At 45.8% G+C, this 15757-nt stretch carries 13 protein-coding genes; 8 read left to right on the top strand and 5 right to left on the bottom strand.

The annotated features are described in order from the left end of the window. Nucleotides 1-192 precede the first annotated feature (192 nt). Entirely contained in the window at nt 193-1080 is an 888-nt protein-coding gene (locus tag B3V51_RS08640; RefSeq protein WP_286708268.1) for an energy transducer TonB, read from the top strand. 159 nt (nt 1081-1239) lie between these two features. Then, entirely contained in the window at nt 1240-2115 is an 876-nt protein-coding gene (locus B3V51_RS08635) for a mechanosensitive ion channel family protein (protein WP_286708267.1), read from the top strand. A gap of 11 nt (nt 2116-2126) precedes the next feature. Here the strand turns inward: B3V51_RS08635 and ybeY are convergent, their stop codons facing one another. Next, nucleotides 2127-2732 carry an rRNA maturation RNase YbeY gene (ybeY, locus tag B3V51_RS08630; RefSeq protein ID WP_286708266.1) on the bottom strand — a complete coding sequence of 202 codons (606 nt, stop codon included), beginning with the start codon at nt 2730-2732 and terminating at the stop codon, nt 2127-2129. A 368-nt stretch (nt 2733-3100) separates the two neighbouring features. Continuing rightward, the gene (locus B3V51_RS08625; RefSeq protein ID WP_286708281.1) at nt 3101-4186 is read right to left on the bottom strand and encodes a PhoH family protein; all 1086 of its coding nucleotides are present in this window, start codon (nt 4184-4186) and stop codon (nt 3101-3103) included. Nucleotides 4187-4731: 545 nt separating this feature from the next. On the opposite strand from B3V51_RS08625, the gene B3V51_RS08620 reads away from it, so the two are divergent. The 3 genes from B3V51_RS08620 to B3V51_RS08610 all read left to right on the top strand — a co-directional run bounded on the left by B3V51_RS08620 (nt 4732) and on the right by B3V51_RS08610 (nt 8185). Beyond that, entirely contained in the window at nt 4732-6039 is a 1308-nt protein-coding gene (locus B3V51_RS08620; RefSeq protein ID WP_083328950.1) for a UbiH/UbiF/VisC/COQ6 family ubiquinone biosynthesis hydroxylase, read from the top strand. Nucleotides 6040-6205: 166 nt separating this feature from the next. Further along, the gene (locus B3V51_RS08615; protein ID WP_286708265.1) at nt 6206-7465 is read left to right on the top strand and encodes an FAD-dependent monooxygenase; all 1260 of its coding nucleotides are present in this window, start codon (nt 6206-6208) and stop codon (nt 7463-7465) included. Nucleotides 7466-7492: 27 nt separating this feature from the next. Then, nucleotides 7493-8185 (top strand): OmpA family protein, encoded by a 693-nt coding sequence (locus B3V51_RS08610; RefSeq protein WP_093070684.1) that lies wholly within the window; start codon nt 7493-7495, stop codon nt 8183-8185. A gap of 36 nt (nt 8186-8221) precedes the next feature. Here B3V51_RS08610 and B3V51_RS08605 read toward each other — a convergent pair whose 3' ends face one another. The 3 genes from B3V51_RS08605 to nadA all read right to left on the bottom strand — a co-directional run bounded on the left by B3V51_RS08605 (nt 8222) and on the right by nadA (nt 12432). Then, entirely contained in the window at nt 8222-9133 is a 912-nt protein-coding gene (locus B3V51_RS08605; protein WP_286708264.1) for a lysine exporter LysO family protein, read from the bottom strand. A 196-nt stretch (nt 9134-9329) separates the two neighbouring features. Continuing rightward, complete coding sequence (nadB, locus tag B3V51_RS08600; RefSeq protein ID WP_228724618.1) at nt 9330-11291, bottom strand: L-aspartate oxidase; 1962 nt, start codon at nt 11289-11291, stop codon at nt 9330-9332. Between the two features lies 1 nt (nt 11292). After that, nucleotides 11293-12432: a quinolinate synthase NadA gene (nadA, locus tag B3V51_RS08595; RefSeq protein WP_186474899.1), complete on the bottom strand. Its 1140-nt coding sequence runs from the start codon at nt 12430-12432 to the stop codon at nt 11293-11295. Nucleotides 12433-12797: 365 nt separating this feature from the next. On the opposite strand from nadA, the gene B3V51_RS08590 reads away from it, so the two are divergent. From B3V51_RS08590 to B3V51_RS08580, 3 genes are all read left to right on the top strand, one after another. Then, nucleotides 12798-13829 carry an NUDIX hydrolase gene (locus B3V51_RS08590; RefSeq protein ID WP_286708263.1) on the top strand — a complete coding sequence of 344 codons (1032 nt, stop codon included), beginning with the start codon at nt 12798-12800 and terminating at the stop codon, nt 13827-13829. A gap of 170 nt (nt 13830-13999) precedes the next feature. Further along, entirely contained in the window at nt 14000-14860 is an 861-nt protein-coding gene (gene nadC, locus B3V51_RS08585) for a carboxylating nicotinate-nucleotide diphosphorylase (protein ID WP_286708262.1), read from the top strand. A 219-nt stretch (nt 14861-15079) separates the two neighbouring features. Further along, nucleotides 15080-15721, top strand: coding sequence for a MarC family protein (locus B3V51_RS08580; RefSeq protein WP_286708261.1), 642 nt, complete (start codon nt 15080-15082; stop codon nt 15719-15721). Nucleotides 15722-15757: the final 36 nt, after the last annotated feature.

Genomic DNA, 15757 nt, shown 5'->3' with positions numbered 1-15757 from the left:
TTTAGTGATAGGAATTTGTTTTAAGTAGATGAAAGGTTGTAAACACTGACTGATTAGCGCCATCTCTCGACCCTATCGGTTGGGCTAGCGACATAGTTTTATGTCATGTTATGATAGCGCCGACATATATCGTGCATATCACTACATGCTCATTCATAAACCATACGCCTTACCTATCAGCTGAGACCCATTGTGGCCTATATCAAAGACTCACAGAGCTACCATTTTTCGGCGCAGCCTCCCAAGCGTGATGTGAGCTTACCTGTAGCGGTCGTCATTGCGGTCGCCATACACGTGTTGATTATTTTTGGCATCAGCTTTTCGATGGGTAAAGACCCTGCGGCCATGATGCAGGATGTGGCAAAGGCGCTCACCGATAATATGCAGCCAAACGAAGACGCGCATTTTATTGCCAACGCCTCACAAGAAGGCGGCGGCACCATAGAGGAGCGGCTGAGACAAGAGAATGACCAAATGAGTCCATTGTCTGCTGAGCAAATGAGCGAGACACAAGACGTCATCAATCTACAGCGCCAAGTTCGACAGCAGCGCTACCAAGAGAGCTATCTGCGCACCACGTTAAGCTGGCGTCAGGCGAGCGTAGAGTCGGATAATGATAGCAAACAAGCACAAGATGACATCATGGCACAAGAAGCGCGTCTGCGTAAGCAAATCGCTACTTTAGAAGCGCAATTGTCTCAACGTCAGCAAGTCTATGCGACCAAATCCAAAGTGGTCACTATGGATAGTAACTCGACCACGCGCGGGGCAGCAGCTGACTATATCAATACCTTCCGTGAGCATGTCGAGCGTGTCGGCAATCTGCATTATCCTGTGCAAGCACGGGCGCAAGGCATTACGGGTGAAGTGCGGCTCATGGTCATCATTAGTAATAATGGCAATATTAAAGCCATTCGTCTGCTAGAAAGCTCAAATTCGACGATACTGGATGAGGCCGCAAAACAGTCAGTACGACAAGCAGCACCTTTTGGACAATTTACCAAAGAGATGAGTGATATTGTCGAGTTACGACTGATACGTACTTATCGCTATAGCGACGAAGTGGATGTCACCTACTAACGCCACAAAACGAAAACTACAAAACTAAAGCGATAAAAAATCAGTGACACGATAAATAAACATAGAATATCAACGAATACGTCATAATATTTGACGACAATAATTAAGATTAATCGACACCCAAATTTATAACACACCGCTATCGAGTAAAGAGTTAGTATGGAATTTTTAGGTTTTACAGTAGATGTTGCAACGCTCACCAGCAATGCATTAGAGATAGTCATCAAGGTGGCTTTGGCAATACTTATATTTATCGTTGGACGTTGGCTTGCCAAAAAAGCCGTCGACTTTTTTGGCCGTCTCATGGCGCGTAGTCATTTAGATGAAACAGTCTCTGGCTTTTTAAGCCGTCTGTTGTATGGCGTGCTATTGGTTGTCGTAGTCTTAGCCGCACTTAGCAAAGTTGGCGTACAGACCACCTCGGTCGTTGCTATCTTGGGCGGTGCCGCGGTTGCAGTTGGTTTGTCACTAAAGGATCAATTATCAAATTTTGCCGCTGGCATTATGATCGTGACTTTTCGCCCATTTGTACGCGGTGATTATGTGCAAATCAGCAGCTATACGGGTACAGTGACAGAGATTACCTTGGTCAACACGCATCTAACGACCATTAACAATCATGACATCATTATTCCTAACAGCGACATCACAACCTCAGCGGTGGTCAACTATACAGCACTACCCAATCGTCGCGTCGATATCACCGTGGGCATTGGCTATGATGCAGATATCAAAACGGCCAAAGATCTGATGCTGAGCCTCGCCAGAAATAACCCGTTGTCTTTCACCGATCCTGAGCCTATTGTACGAGTGACCAATCTTGGTGACAATTCAGTTGATTTGACATTGAACGTATGGACGACCAATGCTGATTGGTGGACCATGCAGTGCCAGTTACTTGAGCAGTTCAAACACGCGTTGGATGATGAGGATATTGAGATTCCATTCCCGCAGCGCAGTATCCATGTCAAAGGTTTGGATCAAATGATCAATCAAATGGGTCAAGCACAAAAGCTGCCGACCACTAAAGATTGATTAAGACTGAATTAAAGATAGGGATTTGGTAGGTTTAGGGCTGCCAAAATCTCAATCTCAAAGCGCTCCATTTCATCTTGCTCAGCCTCTCCGAGCTCATGATCAAAACCCAGTAGGTGCAGCACGCCATGTATCAGTAAATGACTGATGTGCTGCACCACGGTTTTGTCTTGCTCTTGTGCCTCACGTACCATGACCTCATGACAGATAATAAGCTCACCAAGAGACAGTGTTGGCATTAGTCCGATGATGGCGACAGGCAACTCACTTGGATAAGACAAAATATTGGTCGCATAGTCCTTACCACGTGCCTCTAAATTGAGGGCTTGGCCTTCGATTTCATCTGTGATATATATATCCAAGGTTTTAGGTTTTTCTTGCCACAGCTCAGAATCGATATCTGCAAAGTAGGGTAGCGTCAGCCCTTCATTGATGCGCGCGTTCATATAATCTAAAGTTGCCATCATGACAGATAATAGATACTTACGATCATAAAATTTATCCAATACTTCGTCACTGATACTATCGGCTGCATTAATATCCAGTGCTACCAAGCTGTCATCATCATTAGTAGCACTATGATCTTGGTGGCTATTATTACTGTCAAATTGGTTCATATCGTTGTCCTGTTTTATTATAAATGGGCGTGTTTAGTTGGCTATACCCAATCTAGACCATGCCTCACCCAAGTAATGCTAAACCTAAGCAGTCTCTGCCAAGAAAAAACCGGACTACTTTAGTAATCCGGTTTTTCTATGCAATATAAATCTTTATAGTAAATTGTTCTAGCTTTATTATAGTTGATCCAATTTAAGAGCGGTACAAGGCAACCGAGTGCAGATGTATATGTCATACTTCAAGCGAGGTTAACGCTATAACGCTTTTATAGTGGATTGACTATATTAGATCTCTTGCAAAAGTACCAGCTCATTGACTTCCACTGACGGAGTTACAAGGGCTGACGATGACTTATGCAAGAAGTCTATTATAGTTTGGCAGCAGCATTAGCCACAGCTTGTCTACGTTCTTGTTCTTTGATACGTTCAAACTTACGTTTTTCTTCTAGAGCCATTTGCTCTTCATCGTACACGTCATACGCTTCAACGATTTGTTGTACCAACTGATGGCGTACCACGTCTTTTGAATCAAATTTGGTGATGTGAATCTCTTCGATGTCTTTTAAGATATGCATTGCCTGCGCGAGACCTGACTTATGACCGCGCGGCAAATCGACCTGCGTGATGTCACCAGTAATCACTGCACGTGAGCCAAAGCCTAGACGTGTCAAAAACATTTTCATCTGTTCAGGCGTCGTGTTCTGTGCTTCATCCAAAATGACAAATGAGTTATTGAGCGTACGACCACGCATATACGCAAGCGGGGCGATTTCGATGATTTGTTTTTCGATCATCTTGCCAACTTTCTCAAAACCTATCATCTCATAGAGCGCGTCATACAATGGACGCAAGTAAGGGTCAATTTTTTGCGTCAAATCACCAGGCAAGAAGCCTAGTTTTTCGCCAGCTTCTACGGCTGGACGTACTAGCAAGATACGCTCAATCTCGTTACGCTCTAGCATATCGACTGCACAAGCGACCGCAAGATAGGTTTTACCAGTACCAGCAGGGCCAATACCAAACGACACATCAGAGCTTAAGACGTTTTTTACATAGCGCTGCTGGTTGCCACCGCGCGGTATGATGCGACCTTTGCGCGTACGCAGACTGACGGGCGTAAACTCATTGGCCTCATCTGATTCTGCATCCTCGATATCATCATCCTGCTCATCGTCGTCCATATCCTCATCACGCGAGATGCTAGATTGAATAATCAGATGCAGCTCTTCTGCGCTGATATCCTTGGTGTTTTGGGCTTCATCGACCATCTTGTAGATGATACGTTCACCGCGCTCGACAGCGGTCACATCGCCACTTAAGCAAAAATCGCCTTGGCGTTGCATGATTTTGATATCGAGGCGTTCTTGGATGTATTTCATGTGGTTGTTATATTCGCCAAGTACGGTTTTGAGCTGTGCTGGCGTTAGGGATTCAAACTTTATACGGCGGCTCATGGTATCAGTCAAGCGATTATCCTTGTATTGTGTGCCCGGCGCTGTGATTTCATTTTGATAGCGTCACGGGTTTCAGAGATAAAGTAGTTAGTAGCGTTATATGGGTGTTGAGTAGTTATAGTAAATACTAAAAATGACGGTAATATTATTGTTGGTTTTGTGGAAGATAATAAATAAAAGTCTTGCCTTCATTATGGTAGAGAATTTTTAAAATTCAAGCGATACATTGAGCAGATAGCGTTGTTTTTGTATGTCGATTGCAATCAACACACTACTCTAAATCGAGCCAATGGCATATCTATTAAGTTCATTTATCGGTTAGATAACATCATCAGTGAAAAGTAACGCTCGCATTGAAATATTAATAAGTTAAGTTTTTACTGATTTTACTAATATAAACCTTGCTTGCGATGAGGATGGACGAACGATTTGTCTACGGTTAAGAGCGCAGCATGATAGGCAATTTGTGGTAATCTATGAGCGATATTACAGCACTTAATCGCTAAAGACGTGTCTGCCCAACAATTATAATAGGAACAACAACGATGCAAGAGACAGGTTCACCTTTATCCAATTCTAAAAGCCTACCTGAAAGAAGAGAAGCAATCACCGACCAGCAAGTGCTTATCGTCGGTGGCGGTCATGTCGGTTTGTCTTTTGCCTTACTACTGGCGCATCACGGCATTGCTAGCACGCTATTAGAAAAAAACCGTTATCCAACCATCAGTCCGACCGATGACCGTACGCGCAGTCATTATTTGGACAGTCGTAATACAGCGTTATCTCGGCGTACGGTACAGATCTATCAAGAGATTGGATTGTGGGATGAATTGCAAAGCCATGCCTGCCGAATTGATAGCGTGCAAATTAGTGAGCAAGGTAGCTTTGGGCGCGCACAGCTCAACAAAGCCGAGGAGAAAGTAGAGTCGTTTGGACAAGTCATTGAGAACGCGTGGCTAGGGCGTAAGCTCTTATTAGCCGCACAGCAGTCACCACTTATTACCTTGATTGATAATGCCAGCGTTAATACCGTTGCCCAACAAGTGGATGGCGTGATGCTGAGCTTTAGCAACGATGACGCAGCAGAAAACGAGCAACAGCTACAAGCCAGCGTGTTAGTCGCTTGTGATGGGCGCGATTCTACGGTACGTCAGTTGTTAAATATCGGCACCACAACCTATGACTATCAGCAAACCGCTATCGTTGGTGTGGTAGAGACCGATAGACCGCATGAGCATGTAGCGATTGAGCGTTTTAGCCCAGCAGGGCCGCTAGCTGTGCTGCCACTGACAGATCCAGAGGGCGACGGCAATGACACCTATCAACAAGGTTATAGACGATCTGTGGTTTGGGTCTGTCCAACAGGTGAAGAAACCAAATATCTAGAAGACGACGCGCAGTTCTTGCAGACGCTACAGCAAGCGTTTGGACAACGCGCGGGCACGTTTGTCGCCGCTGGTCGCCGCGGCGCGTATCCGTTATCGCGTGTGCTAGCAGATAAGCAGGTCGAGGGTCGCTGCGTTATCATGGGCAATGCCGCTCATACTTTGCATCCTGTCGCGGGTCAAGGCTTTAATCTTTGTATGCGAGATGCTCATGTATTGGCGCAAATGATGAGCGCACAAGTGCTCAAAGGCGAAGACATCGGTAATGCACAACTACTAAAGCGCTATGAAAAAGCGCGTCAAACGGATCAAAAGCGGGTGATTCGATTCTGTGATGCCGTGGTACATGGCTTTACCCATCCTAATCCCGCCATTAAGTTTGTACGTAATATGGCATTACTGGCCTTTGATAAATTGCCAAATATCAAGCCATTGGTGGCAACCTACGCGATGGGTTTAAAGTCATAGCGCTATAGTTAATCCTCTTTAAAAGAGTGACAGCGTTAACCTCGCTTGCAGTATTGCCTATACATCTGCACTCGGTTGCCTTGTCTCTCTTTTAAACTGAATCAACTATATGTAATTGAGATTGATAATAAGCATTCTAATATTGAGCAATATTGAGAGACACCTTATGAAAAACAATCATACGCTGATTATCGGTGGCGGTATCGTTGGCGCGACGCTCGCGCTAAAGCTTGCGCAGCACAAAATGCCAGTGACCTTGGTTGATGCCTGTCCTGCGCGTGACGAGTCTGCGTGGCAAGCGGTGCTAAGCAAACGTGACGCGCGTGTCTATGCGCTTAGTTTGGCGAGTATTAATTTGCTTACAGAGGTTGGCGCGTGGCAACACATTACCGCATCCAAGCGTAAAGCCGACTATTCGCAAATGCAGGTTTGGCAGTTGAACGGCATGGGCGAGCTATTATTTGGTGACAGTCATGACCAAAGCGCTGCGCCTGAGATACTCGGTAGTATGGTGGAGCCAGCCGTTATTGAGCACGCCTTATGGCAGCGTTTGCATAAAGCGGATGTCAGCGACTATCTGACCGTTATCGCTGGGCATAAAGTGGTCAATATGGACTGGCTAGGTGCACAGCAAGGTTACCGTGTGACCTTGGATGATGGGACAGCGATTGATGCGCGTCTGTTGGTTGGTGCTGATGGGCGTGGCTCATTTGTCCGTCAACAAGCAGGCATTGGACTTGATACGCTCGATTATAATCAAACCGCGATTTGCTGTGCGATTCAAACAGAGAAACCACATCAAGCGACTGCTCGTCAAGCCATGTTGCCAACGGGGACGCTAGCGCTCTTGCCGCTAGCGGATATTACTGATGACGATAAGGCAAATCCACAACATTGGCAATCTATCGTATGGACCTTGCCGCGCAATCAGGCATTGGCATTGATAGAGGAAGACGACCGCTTTATCGCAGATAAACTCGCAGCGGCAAGTCATTACGAGCTGGGTGCTATAAAGCAGATTGAGTCCATCGCCAGTTTTCCTTTAGCAGCACAACAAGCAAAAAACTACGTCGCTGATAACTTGGTACTCATCGGTGATGCCGCCCATGGCGTGCATCCGCTAGCAGGCCAAGGGTTGAACCTCGGTATGCTAGATGTAAAAGTGTTGTGTGAGCAGTTGATGCATGACTTTACCCGTAGTGGCGGCACGCTGTGGGGCAGTAATCAAACGCTGCGTCATTATGAGCGCTCGCGTCGTCCGCATAATAGCCTGATGATGCACAGCTTTTCGGCACTGAATTGGTTGTTTGCAGGGTCGCTTGCTCAAGTGCGCCCCGTGCAGCAAATTCGTAATGAAGCCATGTACCGCGTCGGCAAAATCAAACCGTTGATGCGCTTGTTTGCAAAGCAGGCGAGTGGAATTTAGGGACAATAGCTTAAGGATGAGTAGCTTATGAATATTAAATCATTGAATATAGTGACGGTTGCTATAAGCACTTTATTGTTAATAGGCTGTCAAACCACAACCAGTGCGCCACCTAGCGATATACCTCAGATTGATAATATTGTTACTTTGATACCGGATATTCCTGATTCAGATGGCGATGGCGTACTTGATGATATAGACGAGTGTCCTGAAACGCCACCTAGCGTAGTGGTTGATGCTAAAGGCTGTCTTATAGAGGTCTATACCAGTGGGCTTGAAATGGAATTTAACGGCTTTTTCCCGCCAATGAGCAGTCAATTACCTGCTATTTATAATGAAGATTTTATAACTATGGTAAAAAGTCTCAATGAGTATCCAAAAGCTAATGTTTTTATTTTTGGTCATGTAGCAGCAAATGAAATTAATCAAGACTCTTTAGCGCGCAATCGGGCGCTTATCGTCAAGAATACTTTAGCATCGCAGCATGGAATTGATGCTAAGCGTATGCGTACTTATGATTGCTCAAATAATATTTTTGTTGAAAATACAGATAATATAGATCGTAACTTTAAAGCGCTTAATAATGAAAGTATTGAGTCAAAACACAGCCGAGTAACCTTAAAGGCCAGCAGTTCAGTACAGGACTTAACGAATCTTGAATATGACTATTATATAGAAATATATGGTGAGTACGCTAAGTACTGTGAGCTCTTCGAATAATAACGACTGATTTTCATCAACCTTTAAAAGTTAACCTTATCCCAACGCCGAAAAAAATACCATCAGCACTGGCGAGACAATATTAATCAAAAAGCCAAAACTAATCGCCAGTGGCACCACTTTTAGACCGCCAGATTGTTGAATAATAGGCAAGGTAAAGTCTAAGCTCGTTGCGCCGCCAAGCCCCACCGCAGCCGAAGGATATTTGCGCATAAATACAGGAATGAATAGCAGCGCAAAAAATTCCCGTATCAAATCATTAAATAGCGCGACACTGCCCCATACCGCGCCGTAAGCATCGGTCATGACAATCGCGGATAGCGAATACCAACCAAACCCCGACGCCATTGCCAAGCCTTTCGTCCACGACACATCGGTAAATAGTAAGGCAAACACAAGCCCACCAACCAACACCGATAGCGTAAAAATAACGCTCATCTCGACGCCGCGCTTATTGAGCATGACTTCTTTGAGCGTAATGCCTGAACCCTTTAAGCCAATACCGACCAGCAAAATCAAAATCATCAGCATGGCGGTCATGGTGTTTTCAGGCGGCATATAACCTGCCGGTAAAAAATAACCAATCACCATGCCAATCACGACACAAACCACTTGTGCCAAGCTACCGCGGATACTGACGCGGTGCTCTTTAGATTTGACGCTTGGTTTTTTGGCATGCCATGGTCGTACGCGGTCAAATACCATCAGTGCAAACAATCCTGTGCCTATTGTCAATATGGATAAGACAGTCACGTACAGTGCAATTTCGCCAACTTGATTACCCAGCCCTTCTACCTGTGATAGCTCAATACCGATCAGTGCCAAGATAAGATAGACTAAATAAGACAAGCCTGTATCGGCAAGTTTGGTCATGGTTGGGTTAGACGGAATGGCAAAGCCAATAAACATTGGCATCAAGACCAAAACGAGGGTAATTAGGCTTTGCATGGTGGTCAGCTCGCAGCGATTTTAACAAGACATTTTAGTAAGCTTGCGATTGTACCATAACCCTGACCGAATACTAAAAACCCACTAGGTAGCCTACATTGATTGATATTTTGTGAGCTGATAGGACTTGCGACAAGTCAATCAATCTCTGCTATTGGCTGACTTTTTCTAGAACGTTGATGTGCACACTGCTCCGTCAAGCAATCAACGTTTTCCACATATTGTTTAGCGTTTTCGATATATTTATAGATTGAGCAGAGGAGATATGTTGCTGATATGGCTCACGCTGCGGCTCAACCACACTTGCCCGAGGTATATCCGATAGCTTTGGATAATCATGGCGATAATGTCCGCCGCGACTCTCCATACGCTGATAAGCAGACTGAATAATTAAGGTCGCTAAAGCAAGCTGTCTGGTTAATTGAAAATATGCCAGCTCATGTATGTTCGTGGGGCTGTCATTTTTAATGATATTTTGTTGTCCAAGCTCAGTACTGGCAAGCGAAACTTGCCACTTTTGTATTTGGGTTAATGCTTGTTCTAATTGTCCCGCGCTACGGGTGATACCCATGTTAGTGGTCATGAGCACTTTTAGTGCGGCAGTGATTTTGGTCATGTCCGCCTCAGCGCCAGATAGCTTGTCATCATTGTCATATTCGGACGCTGTAAATAACGTATCAGTCAAAATAATTGACTGCGCATCTGTGAGCGTAGGCACTGACCAAGATTCAATGACGGATTGATTTATGTCACGATAAGCATCATTACCTATCTTCTCTGCGTTTGCTAAACGGGTGACATACTGAGGCAAATGGTCTGCGATATTACGACCAACCACCACGCACTCCAACAACGAATTACTTGCTAAGCGGTTCGCCCCATGTAGCCCTGTATAAGCGACTTCACCAGCCGCATAAAGTCCTGGTACATCCGTCAATCCATTGGCATCAGTCACCACACCGCCACAGCTATAATGCGCAGTCGGGGCAACTGGAATAGGATCTGTCGTGATATCAATCCCGAGCGTTAATAGCGTTTGGTAAATCTGCGGGAAATGCGCTTTTATAAAGTCAGTGGCTAAGTGACTGACATCAAGATGCACGTAGCCAAGCCCGTTGTTATCAATCTGCGCGGCTATCGCCCGAGCGACGATATCGCGCGGTGCCAATTCAGCACGGGCATCCACGTCCAACATAAAGCGGACACCCGTCTTTGGACAATATAACCGTCCCCCTTCACCGCGCAGTGCCTCAGATATCAAAAAGCTGCTGTCATCTAGCGCTAAGCCTGTTGGGTGAAACTGAATGAACTCCAAGTTTGCCAAGCGGCAGCCTGCTTGCCATGCCATCATCACGCCATCACCGACGCAGACGTTAGGCGCGCTGGCACGCTTGAATAATTGACCTAAGCCGCCACTAGCCAGTACCACTGCACGACTATGAAAGGTGAGCGGGCGCCCATTGATATGATCAAAGACAAGCACCCCTCGGCAATGCTTAGCATCGCTATTATCTGTAAAAAAAGGCTTGTCGCTCGCTATAGGCAGTGTCAGTAACTCAAGCGCTTCATGATAAGGCAAAATAGTGATATTGGTAGCAGCTTGCGCTTTGATGGTTAATGCGTCCATCACGTGTCGACCCGTCGCATCGTCCGCATGGGCGACGCGTCTACAGCCGTGACCGCCTTCTTTTGTTAAATGCAAGTCGCTAGTCTGTAACTGAGAAAATTCCTGTGCGCTTGTATTATCCAAAGCGTTAGGTGAGTTCTGCGTAAAAGGGACACCTTGCGCGCATAGCCACTGAACCGCTTGCTGTCCTGCACCCAAGATACGGGCAGTATTATCGGGTGTGCAAAGCCCGGCACCAGCCACTAAGGTATCAGCAACATGGTCAGACACAGAGTCATCTTTGTCTAGACTAGCGGCAATGCCACCTTGAGCATAGTGACTTGAGCAAACCTCAAGTGCCGCTTTACTCAAAACCGTGATATTCAGTGACTTTGGTAGCGATAACGCTGTACTCAAGCCTGCCAGTCCAGCGCCAATGATAAGGACGTCAGTGTTGACAATATGGCTCATGCGACTACTCCTACAGTTATCAGGAATACAGTTATCAGGGATGGTGGTACGGGTTTGATTGGCTGAGCGCGGCTGACTCATGCTAGGCTGCCCCAACATTGGCAAACAATGCACGGTCTTGAACGATATCGCCACTGGCGGCCACACGTTGCTTTTGCGATTCAGCAAAATCAAGCATACGTTGTAAGGGTTTTCTAGCGGCGGCGGCAAGCTCAGGCGTCATTAGTACCTCACCGCTGTTATTGGTCAAGCATTGCTCGATACCTTTTAGGCCATTCATCGCCATCCAAGGACAAAAGGCACAGCTTTTACAGCTTGCGCTTTCACCAGCGGTAGGCGCTGCCAAAAAGCGTTTGTTCGGCGAGCGTTTTTGCATTTCATGCAATATGCCGAGGTCAGTTGCAACGATAAAGGTGTCAGCATCCATCTCATACGTTGATTGCAACAGTTTACTGGTTGAACCAACGACATCAGCGAGTGCCACCACGCTATCGGGCGACTCAGGATGTACCAAGACTTTGGCTTCTGGGTACTCGGCTTTTAATTGCAGCAATTCAGTGGCTTTAAACTCATTATGCACGAGGCAAGACCCTTGCCAAAGCAGCATATCTGCACCCGTCTCACGAGCGATGTATTTGCCCAAATGACGGTCAGGCCCCCAGATGATCGGCTCACCTTGTGCATGCAAATGACGGACGATATCGATACCGACCGATGATGTCACAACCCAGTCAGCGCGGGCTTTCACCGCGGCGCTGGTATTGGCATAAACGACGACGGTACGTTCAGGGTGGGCATCACAAAATGCGGAAAACTCATCAGCAGGACAACCCAAATCGAGCGAACATTCCGCCTCCAAATCTGGCATAAGCACGGTTTTTTCCATACTTAAAATCTTTGCTGATTCGCCCATAAAGCGTACACCAGCGACGACTAGGGTCTGGGCGCTATGGGCTTGTCCAAACCGAGCCATCTCAAGCGAGTCACCGACGCAGCCACCTGTCGCAAGTGCTAAGTCTTGGATAAAAGGATCGACATAGTAGTGTGCAACGAGTACCGCGTTATTATCTTTCAATAATTTTTTGATGTTTTCTTCAACCACGAGTCGTTCAGCACGAGGCAAGTCTGCTGGCATTTTTGCTCTGGCATATTCGATGTTCATCTGAGTGGCGATGCGATTGTCGGTACTCATGATGGGTGCGTCGTAAGGATAAATTTTCATAATGGCAACCTCTGTTGGCGCTATAGTGATAAATGGTGTGCTAAAACAAGATATTTGGTTAAATAAATTTAATTGGTCTTTAATTATGCTCATTTTGAGTATAAATACAAGTGTTTTTTATAGGTTTACTGATTTATTTCCTCTGTTGTCATCATTTATTCTTGGTTATGTGATAGAGATTCTTTAGCATGTCTCTGCACCATCCTTGATAGTAGAAGGACCATTTTGATGTTGTCTGATTGCAACGCCAGACTATGATATTTTTAGATTCACGTTATACTGTTTTAGGTTTGAGGCGTACTATCATTATCAGCCTTGAGAACCCCTTTATGCCATTTTAAAGAGACAGGATAATCCCCAAAACTATGACGTTGTCTTATTCACATGCGCACCAGCAAGGTAGCGGCACAACTGAAGTGGTCGCTGTATTGGTCGCGATTACCGATCATATCGCTCGTGTCCTAACCGTTGACCAAGGCAAACTGTTGCCAAATGGGCCGCTTATGCCATTACATCGCTCGCTACAGGCAGGCGTGCGTCAATGGGTAGAAGAGCAGACGCAGCAGCCGCTCGGATATTTGGAGCAGCTATATACCTTTGTTGATACCAACAGACGTAACGTTGATGGTCATGCATTGGTGTACGTCAGCTACCTTGGTTTGGTACAAGAAACTCAAATGCAGGTATTGCAAAGCCAAGCGCTATGGCGAAATTGGTATGATTATTTCCCATGGGAAAATCATTTGGATGGTATGCCTAGTATCATTATGGACTTTATCATCCCTATGCTATTGGAGTGGGCGAGTAGCGCTGAAGACTCAGTTGCCCGGCAGCGCAGGCGTCAACGTATTGGTTTGTGCTGGGGACTTAGCGAAGAGTTTTTGACAGATAGCGAGTTCATAGAAACTGAACCAGTTGGCGATAAGGCTGATGAAAGCAGAGAATGGATCGCAGAGCATGTGCTGCTGCGCTACGAGATGCTGTATGAAGCAGGACTGATACCAGAAGCGCCCAATTATCCGCCTAATTACCAAACGGTTCAATTGCCAAGCGACTGGTCTCAGCGTATCGGCATACCGATGTATTACGATCATCGCCGCGTGATTGCCACCGCTATCTCCAGACTACGCGCCAAGATTGAATATCGACCGCTTATCTTTGGGTTGATGCCAGATGTGTTTACTTTATCCCAATTGCAGCAAAGTGTTGAGGCCTTATCAGGCATACGCTTGCACAAACAAAACTTTCGCCGTTTGCTGGAATCTCAGAATCTTGTGATGGAGACAGGAGAGAGTAGTAGTGCTCAGCGTGGTCGCCCCGCCAAACTCTATCGTTTTCGCCATGATATCGAGCTACAAAGCTTATTGATGGACAGCAAACTTCCTAAGCGTAAATAATTGCTACTAACAAATACAGCTAGGTCAATTTCATATAGAAATCGACTTGCTCAATAAAAACTTTTTCACCTTCGCTTGCAGGAGCGTCAACTTTACGCTATATTTATGCTCATTTTGAGTTTAAATATTTGGACGTTTTTATTCATATTACGCCTACATAAGGGTCAAACATGACAATTGAAAAAGAGCCAGTATTGGATGACGTATTGCTTAAACCTTTGGTAGAAGATGCGCTAGCGGAAGATTTGGGCAGGCGTGGTGATGTCACCTCGCAAGCCACTATCCCAGCAGATATGCAAGCCCAGCTACAAATCAAGGCGCGACAATCAGGTGTGATATGCGGTATGGATTTGGCGCGGTTGTCTTTTGCCTTAGTTGATGCAAGCATTAAGTTTGTGGCTCAAGTGCAGGATGGCGAAACAGTCGCCGCTGGTGCCGTATTGGCTACTGTAAAAGGTAATGCACGCCATCTGCTAACAGCAGAACGTACAGCATTAAACTTCATGACGCATCTGAGCGGTATTGCGACTGCGACCCGTCAGATCGTCGATAGCGTGGCGCAATATCCAGCGCAGATTACTTGTACGCGTAAGACTATTCCAGGTCTGCGTATTGTACAAAAATACGCGGTACGCTGCGGTGGCGGTCGCAATCATCGTTTGGGACTGGATGATGCGATTTTAATCAAAGACAATCATATCGCCATTGTTGGTGATATAAAGACGGCTATCGAGCAAGCGCAACACTTTGCTGGGCATCTGATTCCGATTGAGGTTGAAGTCGATACACTAGAACAATTAGAGCAGGCGCTAGAGGCGGGTGTGAGTTTGGTATTGCTAGACAATATGTCGCCAGAAATCTTATCGCAAGCGGTTGCTATGTGTAAAGGTCGCGCAAAGACTGAAGCATCCGGTGGTATTACGCCTGAAACGGTACGAGCCGCCGCCAGTACAGGGGTTGATTTTATCGCGATGGGCTACCTAACGCACAGTACTACCGCTTTGGATATTGGCTTAGATTTTAGTGCATAGGCCATCAATTATTTCAGCTTTATCTGAGTCATAGCTTTTATATTCGCTGGATTTTTCGCCAAGATGACATAGAAGGGTAACCGAGCAAAGTTAATGATTTAACTCGCTTATCTGCCTATGTTACAATGCTATTATGAATTGCCTATTGGGTCATCGTCGCACTCGCACGATGGCCTTATCTTTTTGCACCAATGCTATCAATAGACAAGCGAGCGCTCAGTGAATACTGAAATTATCAAGATAATCCTAGCCTTTATGGTATTGATCAATCCATTTAGCGCATTGACGTTGTTCTTGGATTTGACTCGCGGCTATTCGATGAGAAATCGACGTAAGGTGGCGCGCGTTGCCTGTCTGACCATTTTTATTACCATTAGCTTTTTTACGGTGGCAGGTGAGAGCTTACTAAAAGCACTAGGTATCTCTATCGGTTCGTTTCAACTGGCGGGTGGAATATTGGTGTTCTTGATTTCACTAAATATGATGAACGGTGAAGGCAACCCTGTTAAGCCTGATCAAGAGAACTTCGATGTCGACCACGTGCAAGATGCACTGCCGACGATGGCATCCGCAGTGGTCCCCATTGCGATACCGATGATGATTGGACCAGGTGGTATTTCTACCGTTATTATTTATTCATCGCAAGTCTCAGGCATTTTGCAGGTATCTGCCATCATCATTGCTGGTCTCTTCATTAGTTTATTTTGCTACTTGGCATTGATGGCTGCTGGTCGTATCAGCCGCTTGCTCGGTGATACCGGTCTTAACATCATGAGCCGGATCATGGGTATGCTATTAGCAGCCGTGTCTATCGAGATTATCGTTAGCGGTCTGCGCACACTGTTTCCTGCTTTAATCTAAGCTATTTATTCTGTGTCTAGGGCGTGTTGAACATTC

This window comes from Psychrobacter sp. UBA2514, assembly GCF_002341255.1.
Taxonomy (GTDB): domain Bacteria; phylum Pseudomonadota; class Gammaproteobacteria; order Pseudomonadales; family Moraxellaceae; genus Psychrobacter; species Psychrobacter pacificensis.
The sequence above is the reverse complement of the archived record's forward strand: the minus strand, read 5'-3'. Positions and strand labels throughout refer to the sequence as shown.

Bases quoted from the DNA above. Each gene is read 5' to 3' on its own strand.
- B3V51_RS08635 (WP_286708267.1), top strand. From the start codon at position 1,240: ATGGAATTTTTAGGTTTTACAGTAGATGTTGCAACGCTCACCAGCAAT.
- ybeY (WP_286708266.1), bottom strand. From the start codon at position 2,732: ATGAACCAATTTGACAGTAATAATAGCCACCAAGATCATAGTGCTACT.
- B3V51_RS08625 (WP_286708281.1), bottom strand. From the start codon at position 4,186: ATGAGCCGCCGTATAAAGTTTGAATCCCTAACGCCAGCACAGCTCAAA.
- B3V51_RS08620 (WP_083328950.1), top strand. From the start codon at position 4,732: ATGCAAGAGACAGGTTCACCTTTATCCAATTCTAAAAGCCTACCTGAA.
- B3V51_RS08615 (WP_286708265.1), top strand. From the start codon at position 6,206: ATGAAAAACAATCATACGCTGATTATCGGTGGCGGTATCGTTGGCGCG.
- B3V51_RS08610 (WP_093070684.1), top strand. From the start codon at position 7,493: ATGAATATTAAATCATTGAATATAGTGACGGTTGCTATAAGCACTTTA.
- B3V51_RS08605 (WP_286708264.1), bottom strand. From the start codon at position 9,133: ATGCAAAGCCTAATTACCCTCGTTTTGGTCTTGATGCCAATGTTTATT.
- nadB (WP_228724618.1), bottom strand. From the start codon at position 11,291: ATGAGTCAGCCGCGCTCAGCCAATCAAACCCGTACCACCATCCCTGAT.
- nadA (WP_186474899.1), bottom strand. From the start codon at position 12,432: ATGAAAATTTATCCTTACGACGCACCCATCATGAGTACCGACAATCGC.
- B3V51_RS08590 (WP_286708263.1), top strand. From the start codon at position 12,798: ATGACGTTGTCTTATTCACATGCGCACCAGCAAGGTAGCGGCACAACT.
- nadC (WP_286708262.1), top strand. From the start codon at position 14,000: ATGACAATTGAAAAAGAGCCAGTATTGGATGACGTATTGCTTAAACCT.